The 15980-nt window shown below is 39.5% G+C and carries 13 protein-coding genes; 10 read left to right on the top strand and 3 right to left on the bottom strand.

Going from position 1 to position 15980, the window contains the following annotated elements; translation table 11 throughout:
- Positions 1 to 56: 56 nt before the first annotated feature.
- Positions 57 to 1091 (bottom strand): sulfonate ABC transporter substrate-binding protein, encoded by a 1035-nt coding sequence (locus tag H6G75_RS11345; protein ID WP_242051508.1) that lies wholly within the window; start codon positions 1089 to 1091, stop codon positions 57 to 59.
- Positions 1092 to 1456: 365 nt separating this feature from the next.
- Between H6G75_RS11345 and H6G75_RS11340 the strand changes: the two genes are divergently transcribed.
- The 10 genes from H6G75_RS11340 to H6G75_RS11295 all read left to right on the top strand — a co-directional run bounded on the left by H6G75_RS11340 (position 1457) and on the right by H6G75_RS11295 (position 13307).
- Entirely contained in the window at positions 1457 to 3634 is a 2178-nt protein-coding gene (locus H6G75_RS11340) for a GUN4 domain-containing protein (protein WP_190980040.1), read from the top strand.
- Between the two features lie 444 nt (positions 3635 to 4078).
- Complete coding sequence (locus H6G75_RS11335) at positions 4079 to 4318, top strand: hypothetical protein (protein ID WP_190980039.1); 240 nt, start codon at positions 4079 to 4081, stop codon at positions 4316 to 4318.
- A gap of 78 nt (positions 4319 to 4396) precedes the next feature.
- On the top strand, positions 4397 to 5773 hold the full coding sequence (locus tag H6G75_RS11330; RefSeq protein WP_190980038.1) for an NAD(P)/FAD-dependent oxidoreductase: 1377 nt from the start codon (positions 4397 to 4399) through the stop codon (positions 5771 to 5773).
- Positions 5774 to 6042: 269 nt separating this feature from the next.
- Positions 6043 to 8130, top strand: a complete 2088-nt coding sequence (locus H6G75_RS11325; RefSeq protein ID WP_190980037.1) for an acylase — start codon at positions 6043 to 6045, stop codon at positions 8128 to 8130.
- 424 nt (positions 8131 to 8554) lie between these two features.
- Complete coding sequence (gene fldA, locus H6G75_RS11320; protein ID WP_190980036.1) at positions 8555 to 9067, top strand: flavodoxin FldA; 513 nt, start codon at positions 8555 to 8557, stop codon at positions 9065 to 9067.
- Positions 9068 to 9195: 128 nt separating this feature from the next.
- Complete coding sequence (locus tag H6G75_RS11315) at positions 9196 to 9948, top strand: alpha/beta fold hydrolase (RefSeq protein WP_190980035.1); 753 nt, start codon at positions 9196 to 9198, stop codon at positions 9946 to 9948.
- Positions 9949 to 10442: 494 nt separating this feature from the next.
- A complete protein-coding gene (locus H6G75_RS11310) occupies positions 10443 to 11477 on the top strand; it encodes a chlorophyll a/b binding light-harvesting protein (protein WP_190980034.1) in 1035 nt (344 codons plus the stop codon).
- Positions 11478 to 11584: 107 nt separating this feature from the next.
- Entirely contained in the window at positions 11585 to 12547 is a 963-nt protein-coding gene (locus tag H6G75_RS11305; RefSeq protein ID WP_190980033.1) for a chlorophyll a/b binding light-harvesting protein, read from the top strand.
- A gap of 118 nt (positions 12548 to 12665) precedes the next feature.
- Positions 12666 to 12950 carry a hypothetical protein gene (locus H6G75_RS11300; RefSeq protein WP_190980032.1) on the top strand — a complete coding sequence of 95 codons (285 nt, stop codon included), beginning with the start codon at positions 12666 to 12668 and terminating at the stop codon, positions 12948 to 12950.
- A 69-nt stretch (positions 12951 to 13019) separates the two neighbouring features.
- Positions 13020 to 13307 carry a hypothetical protein gene (locus H6G75_RS11295; RefSeq protein ID WP_190980031.1) on the top strand — a complete coding sequence of 96 codons (288 nt, stop codon included), beginning with the start codon at positions 13020 to 13022 and terminating at the stop codon, positions 13305 to 13307.
- A gap of 247 nt (positions 13308 to 13554) precedes the next feature.
- Here the strand turns inward: H6G75_RS11295 and H6G75_RS11290 are convergent, their stop codons facing one another.
- Both H6G75_RS11290 and H6G75_RS11285 read right to left on the bottom strand, forming a co-directional pair.
- Positions 13555 to 14877: an MFS transporter gene (locus tag H6G75_RS11290; protein ID WP_190980091.1), complete on the bottom strand. Its 1323-nt coding sequence runs from the start codon at positions 14875 to 14877 to the stop codon at positions 13555 to 13557.
- A 292-nt stretch (positions 14878 to 15169) separates the two neighbouring features.
- On the bottom strand, positions 15170 to 15967 hold the full coding sequence (locus tag H6G75_RS11285; RefSeq protein WP_190980030.1) for a thioesterase II family protein: 798 nt from the start codon (positions 15965 to 15967) through the stop codon (positions 15170 to 15172).
- Between the last annotated feature and the right edge of the window lie 13 nt (positions 15968 to 15980).

Below are 15980 nucleotides of genomic sequence, written 5' to 3'. Positions count from 1 at the left end.
ATTGCTAAAAAGCTTGTGGTATCGTGATTTTTTCTTTTGCCTTTTGCCTTGTTGTACTAGCCTCTAGCCTTCCAAACAATTTCGCTCACATTGACAGATTTCGGTATCAGCTTGATTTTGTAAAAAGTATCGGCAATTTCCTGCTGTGCGCGAATTACTTCGTCTGTTAGCGGTAATACGTCATAGTCTCGGCGTTTTTCTGCCACTTCTAAAACTCCAGCATCAATTCCCAAGGCTGGTGAAAGAAATTTGGCAACTTCTGTAGGATTATTTTTTGCCCAGTCACTTCTTTTTTTGACTTCTTCCAATACTGTTTTTAAAGCATCAGGGTTCTTGTCTACAAAAGATTTCGCCGCTAAATAATAACCGCGATTTGGTGCTAAACCAGTTGCATCAGTTAAGGTGCGTGCGCCTGTAGCAGCTTGCGCCGCCGCTAAATAAGGGTCCCAAATCGCCCAAGCATCAACATTATTACCCTCGAATGCTGCACGCGCATCAGGCGGTTGCAGAAAAGCAGGTTTGATATCGTTGTAATTTACTCCGCCTTTTTCTAAAGCTTTGACTAATAAATAGTTAGTATTAGAACCTTTTGCAAACGCAACTCGTTTACCTTTTAAGTCTGCAACGCTTTGAATAGGGGAATTTTTTGGCACAATAATTGCTTCGGCTTTGGGACTCCAAGGATCGTAAGCAACATATACTAAGGGATTACCTGCGGCTTGGGCAAAGATTGGTGGTGATTCACCTGTGTAGCCAAAATCAATACTTCCAGCGTTCATCGCTTCTAACATTGGGGGGCCAGAAGGAAATTCTGACCATGTTACGGAAGCACCAGTCGCTGCAAAAGCCTTTTCTAAATCTTGTTGGGCTTTCATCGCGCTGAGAATAGTTGCAGCTTTTTGATAGCCAATACGAATGACTACACCTTGATTGGTTGGACTGGAATTAGCTGTTGGTGTTGCGGTGGAGTTACTCGCGTTGTTGGCAGAACACGCAGACATCACCAAAGCCAACGTCAACCCGCCAGCAAAGAATAAAGCAAATGTGTTAATTCTCAATAGTTCATAATTTTGCAGTACACTGCTGAACATCTTCATCAATCTATTTGATAGATACTTGATTAACATAGGCACATTCAAGCTATATTTGATTTGATAATACGTCAAGTCGAGCAATTAACCGTAGTTTTATAGCATACTCACACAAATAGCCGACAATTGCAAGCTAAGGCAAGCAGGTATTTACTTTTGTGTTTACTCGCTTTGAACTCAAGTTCAAGGCTAATAGCTGAACTCTACTCAAGTAGACTCAAAAATTTCGGGTATATTGAGCCATCTTCAGATGAATTTTGCTCTCAACCAGTAACTTGAGTGGCTTGCGGGATATGAGTTATACGTTAAGATAGGTTTCTCTAGATACAATGCACTTAGCTTTCTTGTTGAGGAACTTCTCATAGATGTGTCCAGTAAGTGTTCGGACTAGTAACTCTACGCGCAACCTAGAAACTGGTGCAGCAAAACTGTGGCTGTTGTTAGTTGGAGTTAATCAATATCAAGATGAGCGCATACCTTGTTTACGTTATTCTGCACAAGATTGCCAAGGTTTAAGTGCAGCTTTGAGTACAGCAACGGCTGGATTTCCTCAAAAAGAATTGCGAGTTTATTGTGATCATAGTGAGCATTTACCTTTATTAGAAAATGTCCGCAATAGTTTAAAAGAAATTGCGGCGGCGGCTCAAGCTATAGATACGGTATTAGTTTATTTTTCTGGTCATGGAATGTTAGAACCATCTGATAAACAGGTGGTTTTGTGTTTGCAAGATACTCAACAAGATAATTTAATTAATACTGGCTTGCAATTACAAGAATTATTGCAAATATTAGAAAATAGTGCTGCCCAACAACAGTTAGTCTGGTTAGATGCTTGTCATAGTGGTGATTTGACTTTTGTGGGGGCGAGGGGCGAAAAAAATCCTTTACTGGATTCTACACAAGAATTAGTAGAAATTCTCCGCCAACGGGCAGCAAAGAGAAAGGGATTTTATGCTTTATTATCTTGCGATCGCGGTCAACAATCTTGGGAATTTCCCCAATTAGGTCACGGGGTTTTTACTTACTATTTAATTCGCGGATTGCGAGGAGAAGCCGCAGATGCTCAAGGAATTATTGAATCTGATGGATTGTACCGCTATGTTTATCACCAAACACTGGCATATATAGATAAAGCTAATCAACAATTGCGAGTTATTAATCAACTCAAAAAAGGTAGAGGCGAAAATCAAATTCATTCGGAATATACTTTGCAAACACCAAAGCGAATTGTTGAAGGTGTAGGTGAGGTAATTTTAGGGCTAAAACCAAATCAAAAAGGTGTCACACGTCATCCCCGCCAAGGTTTAATTATTGATGGATTTTCTCAGATAAAAAGTGCTTCGGCTTTCATCAAAACACTCAGCAATTCGGGGAATTTTGAAATTAATTATTGGAACGGGCGTAGCAATAGTATAAAGTCAGATGTCCGCAAAGCCATTCAAAAATGCTTACTCTCAGAATCTTTCTCTGAATCTCCCAAAGAATACCAAATCCAAGAAATTTCCACCATATTTTTATATTTACGCGGACAAATTCAAGAAACACCCACAGGTGAAGCAGTATTGGTATTGGCTGATGATACAGTAATTAATCGTGCTTGGTTACGCAAACAATTACGCCTGTGTAAGTCACAACAAATTATTATTTTAGATTGTCCGGTTCCAGATAATAATATTCGTGATTGGGTAGAAGAACTACAACTAGGTACAGATGCCGGACAATGTTTAATAGCTTGTGCCGCATCAGATAATGCGAGTGAAACTTTTGCTAAGACTTTATTAGATATCTTCAGTCAAGATAAGCAAGCTTCTGGACTCACAGCCGCTAGTTTAATTACCCAATTACAAATAAATTTGGCATCCACTGAAGTTAAATTATACTTTTGGTTATCTGGTTCCCAAGGAATTATTGAAGTTTTCCCAGAGAAGCATTCATTTTTCACTGAAAGTTCTACTCAACCAACAGAAGATGATGATTTAAGTTCATCTTTAGGCATAGATTACTCTCAATTGCGAGATTTATTACAAGCTGGTAGATGGTTAGAGGCGGATGCAGAAACCACAAATCTGATATTAAAAATGGTGGAAAGGGAACAACAACGCCACCTTGATTTACCGAGTTTAGAAAACTTACCTTGTGTTGATTTACTGACTATCGATCGCTTGTGGGTAAAATACAGTCACGGAAACTTCGGTTTCAGTGTCCAGCAACGCATTTACCAAAGCATTGCGAGTTCTGCATCAGACCCGGTGTTATCTTTAATGCTGGGTAGTGCCAAAGTTGCAGCGTCGGAAACTTGCATTGATTTTGCTAACCGAGTTGGCTGGCGGTTGAAAGATGCTTGGCTGAGTTATGATAACCTCACTTGGTCGGAAGATGCACCGATGGGACATTTGCCGTTTTTTGGCTTTTTTGAGTCGGTTTGGCGCGTCAAAGTCTTAGGCGTTTGGGAATGGCATAGTGCGATCGCCACAGCTAATTGGTGGCAATTATGCGTTAATCTGTTCTCACGCCTAGAAGTTTGTCAAACAACGAAAAGATAAACATCGCTTCTAACTCAGGAATTAGCATTTAATCAGGACTTACGCAAAAATTGCCCAAAAGCTTAATTTATCGTAGACGCGAAGCGGCTTCCCGCAGGGTACCGCCAAGTCGCCAAGAACGCCAAGAAATCGTAGAGTTTGCGTAAGTCTTATTAATTACTCTGGTGAGATATTAGGCAGGAATAACTAACCGCAGATGCACGCGGATGGATGCAGATAAATGAGTCGATAGATTCGATGTTTATGAGGTACAGCAACTGGTTGAAAAAAGGAATAAGTAATAAAATTACTCATTACTTATTAATCATTACTTAATACTTATGGTGTACCTCACTTGCTTCAAAATTTTTATAAATAATCATCCCTAAGATAGTTTTTAAAGTTTGATTTTTCCTCAAATATTTATTGAGGACTATATTTAAAATTAATATTAGGAGAAAATTTATGAAGTTATTAGCACAAGAATTACCACCACCAAGAGCAATTAAAGAAACTCCACCACCTGGGACAAACCAAGACCCACTGATAGCCAAAAATTTACAGAAAGGTCAATATGTGGGCATTATAGGACTAGCGATCGCTCTCGTTGCGGCTGTCGGATTTTTTAGCCGCCGAGTGGAATACGCTATTATGTTTGCCATTGCTTTGAGTGCAGTATTGATAGCTTTCTTTTTATTTATTTGATTGGTCAATAGTCAAGAGCATAAATTTTAGCTCTTCTATGTCTCTCGATGAAAACAATTTGTAGAAATTCTAATTTTTATGAATAGCAGTGTTTATCAAACTATTATTATCGGTGGTGGTTTTACTGGATTATTTACTGCCTTACATTTAGCACACGAACATTATCCGCGTTCTGTAATTTTAATTGATAGCAATGAGCGATTTTGCTTTAAGCCACTACTGTATGAATATTTTGATGGCGAGCTGGATTCTATTCAAGTAGTACCGCGTTTTTCGGAATTACTAAAAGGAAGCGGAGTTATCTTTGTTCAAGATACAGTACAGTCAATAGATTTGCATCAACGAGAAGTCAAATCAGCTTCGGGTAACTCTTACAAATACAGTAACTTAGTATTAGCTTTGGGTAGTGTAACTGGCTATCATCAAGTTACAGGTGCTAAAGAAAATGCCTTTCCGTTTTGGACACAAGCAGATGCGATCGCACTTGATAAACATCTACGTGATTGTTTACAAACAGCAATCCAAACACAAGATATAGAACAACGCCGCAAACTATTAACAGTAGTTGTAGTTGGTGGTGGTGCTTCTGGTGTGGAAATGGCTGCAACTTTAGCCGATTTTCTGCCACATTGGTATCAAGCTTTAGGTGGTAATTCTCAAGAAATTCGGGTAATTTTACTCAATCATGGTCACAACATCCTGGATGGAGATATTAACGATCCTTTGCGTCCAATTGCTGAAGAAGAATTACAAAAACGTAGCACAGCTATAGAAATTTTGACACAAGCAGAAGCTACTGCTGTTCATCCTTATGCAATTGAATATAAAACTAATAATGAAATTAAAACTCTAGCAACACACACTACAGTTTGGACTGCTGGTACTTCAATCCATCCCCTAATTCAAGATTTACCCATCCCCAAAGAACATCGTGATGCGCATCACCGTCCCTTAGTTACTCCCACGATGCAATTGCTCGATTTTCCAGAAGTCTTTGCAGGTGGTGATTGTGCAGCAGTTGTTGATAGTTCCCTACCACCCACAGCACAAGTCGCTTATCAACAAGGCGCAAATATTGCTCATAATTTGAAAGCACTGGCTTTAGGAGAAGACCCCAAACCAGCTAGAGTAAATATCCGAGGTACTCTATTAAAGTTAGGAATTAATGACGCTGCTGCAAACCTATTTAATGTTTTTGAAGTTACAGGTGAACCTGCACATTTCATCCGTCAAGGTACTTATTTAACACTATTACCAACCCCAATTCATGACTTTAAAGCGACGACAGAATGGCTAGATGAAGAAATATTTCATCACCATTTAGACACTCACGCTATCGGTAAAACAGTCGTACAAGCTGTGGAATTAGTTGGTGCTGGGGTAGTTAGTGTTTTAGTTGCGCGAAAATTACTGCGAATGTTAGCAGATGAGGGTAAGAAAGACCAAAATATTTAGGGGTATAGGTGAGTTACAACTCCTGCACCCATATAACCTGAGTTCAGCTTTGCCGTTGCCGATAGCTTAGGCAGGCAGGCGTTTGTATAGCCCCAGACTTCCAGTCCGGGGAATAATTTTATTGAGAATATTTTTAAATAGATATTGATCATTTGTCAGAAAGGTACTAAAGTGATTGAGAAATTGAGAAATAGTCTCAATTAGTTTGGCGAACCAACGCACAATCAAACTCTAATGTTCTCTTTTGTTAAAAAAAAACACTGTCCCTGATGCAGTGGCACAAAATATCACGTAGATTCTTACCTTTTCTACTCTGTCTGGTTTTGACTTTGGTTCTCAGTAGTCAAAGTATTGCTTCTCTCGCCAAACCCACAGAAATTCTTTGGGATACTTACGGCGTACCGCATATTTATGGCAATAATCCTCAAAATGCTTTTCAGGCTTTTGGGTGGGCGCAGATGCAAAGTCACGGAAACTTACTATTGCGTCTCTACGGACAAGCGCGAGGTAAAGCAGCAGAATATTGGGGAGAAGATTATCTCGAATCAGATCAATGGGTTTTGACAATGGGTGTACCCAAACGTGCTGATGCTTGGTACACAGCGCAAAGTCCCGCATTTCGGAATTATCTCCAGGCTTTTGCCAACGGCATTAATAACTATGCTAAAAAGTATCCCGATTTAATTGACAACGAAGTCAAAGTAGTACTACCAGTTACACCACAAGATGTACTCGCACATTTACAGCGAGTTATGTTGTTTACTTTTGTTGTCGATCCAGGACAGGTAGCTAATATACATCGTACACAGTCTGCCCCTGGTTCTAATGGTTGGGCGATCGCACCAAAACGGTCAGCCAGTGGTAAAGCAATGCTATTAGCTAATCCCCACCTGCCTTGGAGCGATTTATTTTTATGGTATGAAGCCCAAATTACTGCCCCTGGAATTGATGCCTATGGGGCAACATTGGTCGGTGTTCCTGTTTTAGCGATCGCCTTCAACGATAATTTAGGTTGGACTCATACCGTCAACACCCATGATGGTTGGGATGCTTACGAACTGAAATTACAACAAGATGGTTATCTTTTCGATAACAAAATCCGCCCTTTTGAAACAACAAACCTTCCCTTAAAAATCAAGCAAAAAGATGGCTCTTTTCAAGAGCAAATTTTCACAGTCAAAAGTTCGGTTCATGGGCCTGTAGTTAGCGCCAAAGAAGGAAAAACCCTCGCGTTGCGTGTTGTCGGTCAAAACAGTCCCGGCATTTTAGAACAGTGGTGGGATATGGCAAGCGCCAAAAATCTCACCCAATTTCAAAAAGCATTACAACGCTTGCAAATACCCATGTTTACTGTGATGTATGCCGACCGTGAAGGTCATATTATGCACCTATTCAACGGTCTAGTACCTGTACGTCAACAAGGAGACTTTGCATACTGGCAAAACGTTATCCCTGGTGATACCTCAAAAACTCTCTGGACAAAAACGCACCCATATCGAGACTTACCCAGAGTCATAGACCCGCCTAGTGGATGGTTGCAAAATGCCAATGACCCACCTTGGACTACGACCTTTCCTGTCGCCATCAAAGCCGAAAATTATCCACCTTATATGGCACCACAATGGCCAATGGATTTCCGCGCCCAACGTTCTGCCAAAATGTTAGCGGAGGATGAGAGTATTTCTTTTGAGGAAATGATTACCTACAAACATTCGACGCGAATGGAACTAGCAGACCGCATCCTCGATGATTTGATTCCTGCTGCCCAAAAACAAGAAAATCAAATAGCACGTCGCGCTGCGGAAGTACTAACAAAATGGGATCGTCAGGCGAATGCCAATAGTCGAGGTGCTGTACTATTTAACGCTTGGGTAGATAATCTCGATTTGAATACAGTATTTAGTACTCCTTGGAATGAAAAAGCTCCCCTCAGCACACCAGATGGTTTAGCTGATTCTGAAAGTGCAGTCAAAGCCTTAGTAGATGCAGCCACAAAAATAGAACAGACCTATGGAACTCTGGACATACCTTGGGGCGAGGTTTTTAGATTGCGGTATGGCAATTTAGACCTACCTGCTAATGGTGGCGATGGCACAAAAGGTATCTTCCGCACCGTCTATTTTGCCCCGGCGGATAATGGACGCTTTCAAGCATTTAATGGTGATTCTTTTGTTGCGGCTGTAGAGTTTTCCCAGCCAGTGAAAGCCAAAGCTCTTACTAGTTATGGTAATGCTACACAACCAAATTCACCCCATGTTGGCGATCAACTACCATTATTTGCTCGTCAAGAATTGCGTCCTGTTTGGCGCACCCGCAAAGAAATTACAGCCCACTTAGAAGCGCGTACAGTTTTCTGATGTAAGACTTACGCACCAAGATGATCTGCGGCGATTGGGTTTAGGGGTGAAAGGGTTTTAGATACATACACTCCTACATCCTGATACTCTTACACCCATTCTCCACAAACCATCTTTATACACATCAGTCTTATTCATATTGCATTTTTACAAAATTTTTTTTAGTTCTACTGACAAAGTATCTCAATAAATCTGATAAGATATGCTCAAAGCTTATTGAGATGTATATTCAATAAGCTCTGCAATTATATAGCTAACATCAGATATTGCATCCAAAGCCCAGAAGCTTTAGCTAATAAGATGCAGAACTGCGTTTTGTCTGTTAAGAACAACAGACATAGTTTATTTTGCTGCAAATATCATCGCCAAGAGCTAGATATTTGTTGATTATCAATAGTAAATTTTCTCAATATCGGGGTTGAAGATGTCGCAAAAAATTGGCTTATTCTACGGTACTCAAACAGGTAAGACTGAATCTGTAGCAGAAATCATTCGGGATGAATTTGGTAATGGTGTGGTGGAACTACACGACATTTCTCAAGCGGATACTGCTGATTTTGACGAGTATCAATATCTGATTATTGGTTGTCCTACATGGAATGTGGGTGAATTACAAAGTGATTGGGAAGGCTTTTTCCCTGAACTGGACGACATAAATTTTAGTGGTAAAGTAGTTGCCTATTTTGGTACTGGTGATCAGATTGGCTATGCTGATAATTTTCAGGATGCAATGGGAATTTTAGAAGAAAAGATTTCCCAACGCGGGGGAAAAACTGTCGGCTATTGGTCAACTGATGGTTATGACTTTAACGATTCTAAAGCATTAAAAAATGGCAAATTCGTCGGGTTAGCAATTGATGAGGATAATCAAGCTGATTTAACCGATAAGCGGATAAAAGATTGGGTATCTCAGTTAAAAAGAGAGTTTGGTTTATAGTTTGAGTATCCTAATTTAGGACAGAACTTATGCACAAATATAGACAAATTTGGTGCGTAAGTTCTGATTCTAACAATTTATATGCCTGATGATTAAATGTCATAAATCTTTGAGGTTATAGAGTTTTTATGTATGATGATATTGATGTAGCCTGGATTAGTTCTAGTCCTGTATTACAGCGTTTTGATAAACCCTTATTACAATACATATCGCAATATGTAAATGTAGCTCAGTGGGAATATCGTTCCGGTAAAGATGAAGGCAGTTCTATAGATGAGGCTGTAGATTTATTGGATGAGTTTTTATCAGAATGTGCTTACCCAATAAATTTAGCAGGTCATGGTGCGGGTGGTGCGATCGCTCTGACTTATGCGCGGCTATATCCCGAAAAAGTGCGATCGCTTGTGCTTTTATCTGTCCCCTCTCAACCCGCACATACTTGGCATGTCCACTATTACCTGCAAAGACAATTATTTCCTCTCAGTCGTGACCAGATATTAGCAAATACCGTTCGTCATCTATTTGGTGAACAACCACATAACACTACCAAAAAATTAATTGCTGTATTAAAGCGAGACTTGGAACAAACACCTTTATCCCACTCTCTATTTAAGTTAATTGAATTACCTAAAGGTGGAGTTTCTATGCCAATGATGGTTTGTGGGAGTCAGAATGATCCGATTGTCAATTCTCCAACATTAGAAAAATGGATAAAAATGTTTAAACCAGAAGATGATTTTTGGGAGTATTCCCAAGGATATCATTTTTTTCATTACTTCTACCCCCAGCCAGTTGGTCAAGCCATATTACGCTTTTGGCAACCATATCATTCACCAGTCATAGCTAAAAATCAACTATTTTCTAGCACTTTGAAAAATTAACCACAGACACTTTATTTATTCTCCAAACTTTCTCAAACAAACTTCTCTCCCTTGTCTCCTTCCTCTATTTCCCAAATAGAACTTCCATACATACTCTAGGGTCATAAATACTTCCCTAGTTAATTTTTATCTAACATTTAGACAGCGACAAAATCAACTCTTGTCGTCTGTTTTTTGCTGTTTAATTACTCCTAATTTTTAATTGTTAAGTTTTGTAATACATCTTGCTATTAAGAATAATTTTCAATAAATTAGATTTGTAAGCAACAAACCAACTATTAACTTCAAGCTTAAAATTCTCTCTAGTACAGGTTGGCGTAAATAAACAGACAATAAGAAATTGCTCAAAGGCTTGTGGTATCAATATTCCTTCTTTTTCCTTTTGCCCTTTGACTTTTGCCTTGTTGTGCCAGTTATTGTGTCAACTGTTGAACTTTGAAGTTAATTAGTCACTACTTGAGTATTTTTGGCAACAACTCATAGATTAGAAACCAATGCAGACATACGATAATCCCAACGTCAAATATGGTTGGTGGGTTGGTAATGCCCGCTTTGCCAATCTCTCTGGCTTATTTATCGGCGCACACGTAGCCCAAGCCGCACTTTCGATGTTTTGGGCAGGGGCATTTACATGGTTTGAAATTTCTCGTTACAAGCCTGAAATTCCGATGGGAGAACAAGGACTCATCCTGCTTCCCCATTTAGCTACTTTGGGTATTGGTATTGGTGCAGGTGGTCAGATAGTCGATACCTACTCTTATTTCCTCATTGGAGCCTTGCATTTAATCTCGTCCGCCGTTCTGGGAGCAGGTGCGCTATTTCATACCTTCAAAGCACCACGCAACTTAAAAAATACAACTGGTGCTGCACGTAAATTTCACTTTGAATGGAATGATCCCAAACAACTAGGGTTGATTTTAGGTCATCATCTCCTATTTTTGGGTGCAGCAGCTTTGTTACTAGTTGGCAAAGCTATGTTCTGGGGCGGGCTATACGACTCCGTAACTCATGCTGTCAGAGTAGTGACTAACCCTACCCTCAACCCGTTAGTTATCTATGGCTATCAAACCCATTTTGTAGATGTTAATAACCTAGAAGACTTAGTTGGTGGTCATATCTATGTAGGTTTAATCCTCATTGGTGGCGGGATCTGGCACATTATTCAAGAACCTTTACCTTGGGCGAAAAAGCTCTTAATCTTTTCTGGAGAAGCAATTCTTTCTTACTCTTTAGGTGGTATTGCCTTAGCTGGATTTGTTGCTGCTTACTTCTGTGCTGTCAACACCTTAGCTTATCCTGTAGAGTTTTATGGTGCGCCCCTAGAACTGAAACTAGGTGTAACTCCTTATTTTGCCGATACTGTTAAGTTAGCCAATGGTGATTTTAGTTCCAGAGCATGGTTAGCTAACGCCCACTTCTTCTTAGCTTTCTTTTTCTTACAAGGTCATTTGTGGCACGCCCTACGAGCTATTGGTGTTGACTTTAAAGAAGTTGAAAAATCATTGAACGCCATTAGCAGTGTTGAATAATCAGTCGTCAGTTGTCAATTTCTGACATCGATCTCTGAGTGATAAGGATCAGTTTAACGTGCTGAGTCTAGACAAACTCAGCACCTTTCTAGAGAGGACAGATAACAGTGGTAATTTCTACTGATAAAACCTTTGTAACCAATACAAAATTAACTTGGTTAATTGGTAATGCGCGTTTAACCGATTTATCTGGTCAATTATTAGGCGCTCATCTGGCTCATGCAGGATTAATTATGTTTTGGGCTGGTACAACTACTATCTCAGAAGTTCTGCGCTTTGTTCCTGATATTCCTATGTATGAACAAGGTTTGACTTTATTACCACATCTAGCAACTTTAGGTTGGGGAGTGGGTGCTGGGGGTAAAGTAGTTGATACCTATCCTTATTTTGTAATTGGTGTATTGCATTTAATTGCATCTGCGGTTTTGGGTGCAGGTGGACTATTTCATGTATTTCGCGCCCCAGCAATTTTACACAACAACGGTGGCAGAACTGCAAGATTTCACTATGAATGGAATGACCCTAAACAGTTAGGTTTAATTTTAGGACATCATTTAATTATTTTAGGTTTAGGAGCATTCTTACTTGTTATCAAATCCATGTTTGTTGGTGGTATTTATGATACTCATTTAGGTGATGTCCGCCTAGTTACTAGCCCGACTCTCAACCCCATCGTAATTTTTAGTTATTTAGTAGGGTTAAAAGATCATGTTTGGCATCCTTTAGGAATCGCCAGCGTTGATAACCTCGAAGATGTCATTGGCGGTCATATCTGGGTTGGCGGAATTTTAATTCTGGGTGGTATCTGGCATATTCTCCTACAGCCATTTGCTTGGGTCAGAAAATTTTTACCAATCAAAAACGGGGAAGAAATTCTAGCTTACAGTTTGCTTGGTTTAGCTTTAATGGCTTGGATTTCTGCTAGTTTTGTGGGATACAACACTACAGTTTTCCCCACAGAGTTTTACGGCTCCGAACATTTTGTTGCAACAGCTACCCAATTAATTCTCGGAGTCTTAGCCTTTGTGGGCTATGTTTGGCACAGTTGGAGAGCGCGTAGCATTTCTTAATTATTTCTATTTTCCTCTTTCCTCAACATTAGCTATTCTCATGTTCCTTCCTTTGCCTACGGTTGAATTTTTGAACTGTAGGCAATTTCTTAAAACTTTTTTGGAGTAATAAATAGCGATGGCTATCATCTTATGTGCCTTATCAGCCTGGACAATCATGGTTTTATTATTTTGGAGTGTTTGGACAACTCTCGAAAAAGGAATTATTTTTTTGTGGAGATTACATCAAATTCCTTGCCATAAGTGCGAGTTTTTCACGAATGACTATCGGCTTAAATGTACAGTACACCCAAAAAAAGCCTGCTCTGAACAGGCGATTAGCTGTCTTGATTTTGAGCCAAAAACGGCTGCTTGTAATGCTTGTCAGTCAGGGCGCATTTGGAAATTAGATAAAAACGGCTGATCAGCAAATTAATTTTGTATGGCTAGAACTTGGGAAACTGCGTATTTAACCTATTTTTAATTAACTCTGATGAATACTAACTCTGATTTTTTAGCTGAATTATGTGACTTTCTCTATCCTCGTAATCCATATCATGGACAATTAAAAGCAGAGAATATAACGTTCAATGCACATCTACAAGATTTTTCTCAACGAGTTAACTATATTTGTAGTCTACAAACAGGAGGAAAAATTTCTGCTGAAGAAGCTTACAAACAAATTCACCAACTTTGGAAGCAATTGAAACAAATCAAGAAATCTTTAGAAATTAATGGTAGGACAGAAGATAGTGGTTCGACTACGCTCGCCAACCGTTAGGCTACACTCACTAACCAGAGGTAAAAATAAACCCCTCAAACTGACAGTCTGGTGGGGCTATACAAACAAAGCCTGCGTTTGCAGGCTAACACACAATTATTTCTGACTCAGTGCGATATATTGAGCCACTATAGCAGCCTTAGTTGGTGTGTGAATAACAAAAACAAGGGAGACAAGGGAGACAAGGAGGAGGGGGTAGACAAGGGAGAGGAATGTTTATAAATCATTTAGGATTGCTATACAATCCTCATTCAGCAGACACTTTTTCTTCATAGTCGGGTAGAATCTTTTCCAAATTTCGGAGCAGTGGCACACTCAATCCAGCTAACCCTACCAAAAACATACACACAGCGCAAATTACGTATAACATCGCCAGTCCCCCAGCCGTACCAGCACCGAATATTCCTGCAAAAATAACCGCTATGCTACTTTCCTGAGTAAAAGCGGGGATAAACACTTTATCTGCTAAGGGGCCAGCAACTAAAACGGCAACAGCTGAAGCTAATTGTAAAAGCAAAGAGCGTGCAGCAAAAACCCTTCCTTGCACATTAGGAGCTACCTTAGATAACCAGATTGCGTTATCGGCGCTTCCACCGGCTGTAAAACTTAAAGAACACAAAAATTGTGGAGGAATCCACACCCATAAAGTTCGACCTAAACCAAATACTATTTTTGTTAAACCAACACCCATCATTCCCAGTAAAATACCTCTAATTTTGTCTTTGAAACCTCCCCACTTATTCACAATTAAGGCTCCCAACACACCACCAAATCCTGCGGCTGTGATTAAGTTACCCAGCACTAAAGTATCATTACCTGTGCGGGCGAGAATCATGGGGATGTAAAGTGAACCTCCCAGGTCATGGGCAAAGAAAAATAATAAGTTAGTTATTAATAGTAATAGAAGGCTTTTGTGAGTAGTTAGGTAACGCACACCATACCCTAAATTTTGCCAAAAATCTTCTTGTTTTTCTGCTGTTTGGGCAGGCTGGAGAATAGGTATAAACAAAATGCTGGAAATGGCAACAATAAAAGTAGAAATATCAATTAGCCAAATGCCAAATAAACCAATTACTTTATAAAAATATCCTGCTAAAGCAGGTGCAATAATAATGGCACTGTGATGAGATAAAAACTCAAGACTGCTGGCACGAGTATAGTGTTGTTTAGGTATCATTAATGATACTGATGCAGAGTAAGCCAGATATTGAAATTGGCTAAAAGTCCCTACAAAAGCAGCTGCCACATAAAGATGCCAAATTTGTAAGGAATTGTTGATATATAAAAATAGAAGGGTAATAGTTGCAAGAACAGCAACAGTATCACCAAACATCATTAATAATTTCCGGTTATAACGGTCTACAATTACACCGCTAATGGGAGTAATAATAATGCTAGGAAGTAAGCTGAAAAAGCCTACGAGGGCGAGAGTAGTTGCTTGTCCGGTGGTTTCCCATGCCCAAATTTCTAAAGCAATGCCGGTCATTTGGCTACCAATCCCCGAAACTAGTTGACCTAGCCAAATGATGAGAAAGTTCCGCAGACTGGTGTTAGTTGGTTGTTCTGACATTAAATTTGACATTACAATTATTGGGTTACTGGGAAATAGAAAATGAGTTTTTGAGTAAGGATTGAGGACTCATAAATCAGTATTTAAAATCGTTCAGGATAGTCAGTTTTTGCGATTGCTTCGTTCCTCGCAATGACATATAAAAAAGTGGGATGCCCCCGATATGAATTTTTATATATTAGTCTGATATGTGAATAACTGAGACAAGGTAAAGAAATGTTGATCAGTTATTGCTGATTACTATAGTTTTGTAGTGCTGTTTTTATAGATAGACTTTTTATATTACTCTGATTTAAAGTCGATTTATTGTTATTGGTAAACTTAAATCAGAGGCTTTGAAGTATGCGGTTAGATTTGCGAGTAAGAGTGATGGAGATGAGTGTATAAAAAAGTGGTCTCCAGGAAATATTTCTAGTTGGAAGGAATTTTTGGTGAGCGATCGCCACGCTTCTAGTTCTTGAATACTCACTTCTTGGTCTTCTAATCCCCCAAAGGCGGTAATTGGGCATTCTAGCGGTGTTTCTTGGGACTGTTGGGTGTAAAGATAAGTTTCGGAAAGTGTCAAATCTGCCCGTAATATAGGGATTAATAACTGCATTAATTCGTCATTTTCTAATACTGAAGCAGGGGTACCATTCAGACGACGCAGTTTTTGTTTAAATTCATGTTCTGGTAGGGTGTGGATTGGTGGCTTTGATAGTGGAATTTGGGGAGCGCGACTAGCAGAAACAAATAGGTGCGATGGTTGTTTGTCATACTCTTGACGAAGATGATAAGCTAGTGCGGCACTGATTAATGCACCCATACTATGACCGAAAAAAGCAAATGGTTTGTCTAAATATGGTAGTAAGATGGGTGCGATCGCCTTTACCAAAGTTTCCATTTGCGTAAATGCAGGTAATTTCATCTGCTTTCCTCGTCCGGGAAGTTCTATGGGGCAAACTTCCACATTTTCAGGTAAGCTTGCATACCATGTCCGAAAAATTAACGAGCTACCACCGGCATAAGGAAAGCAAAATAATCTAAATTGAGCTTGAGGATTAGGTTTAGGACAAGTTATGTAAGAGTTGAATGTTTGTCTATTGGTCATAATCCTCATTCTC

Source organism: Nostoc sp. FACHB-280 (assembly GCF_014697615.1).
Taxonomy (GTDB): Bacteria; Cyanobacteriota; Cyanobacteriia; order Cyanobacteriales; family Nostocaceae; genus Nostoc_B.
This window is presented reverse-complemented; position numbering and strand designations above follow the sequence as displayed.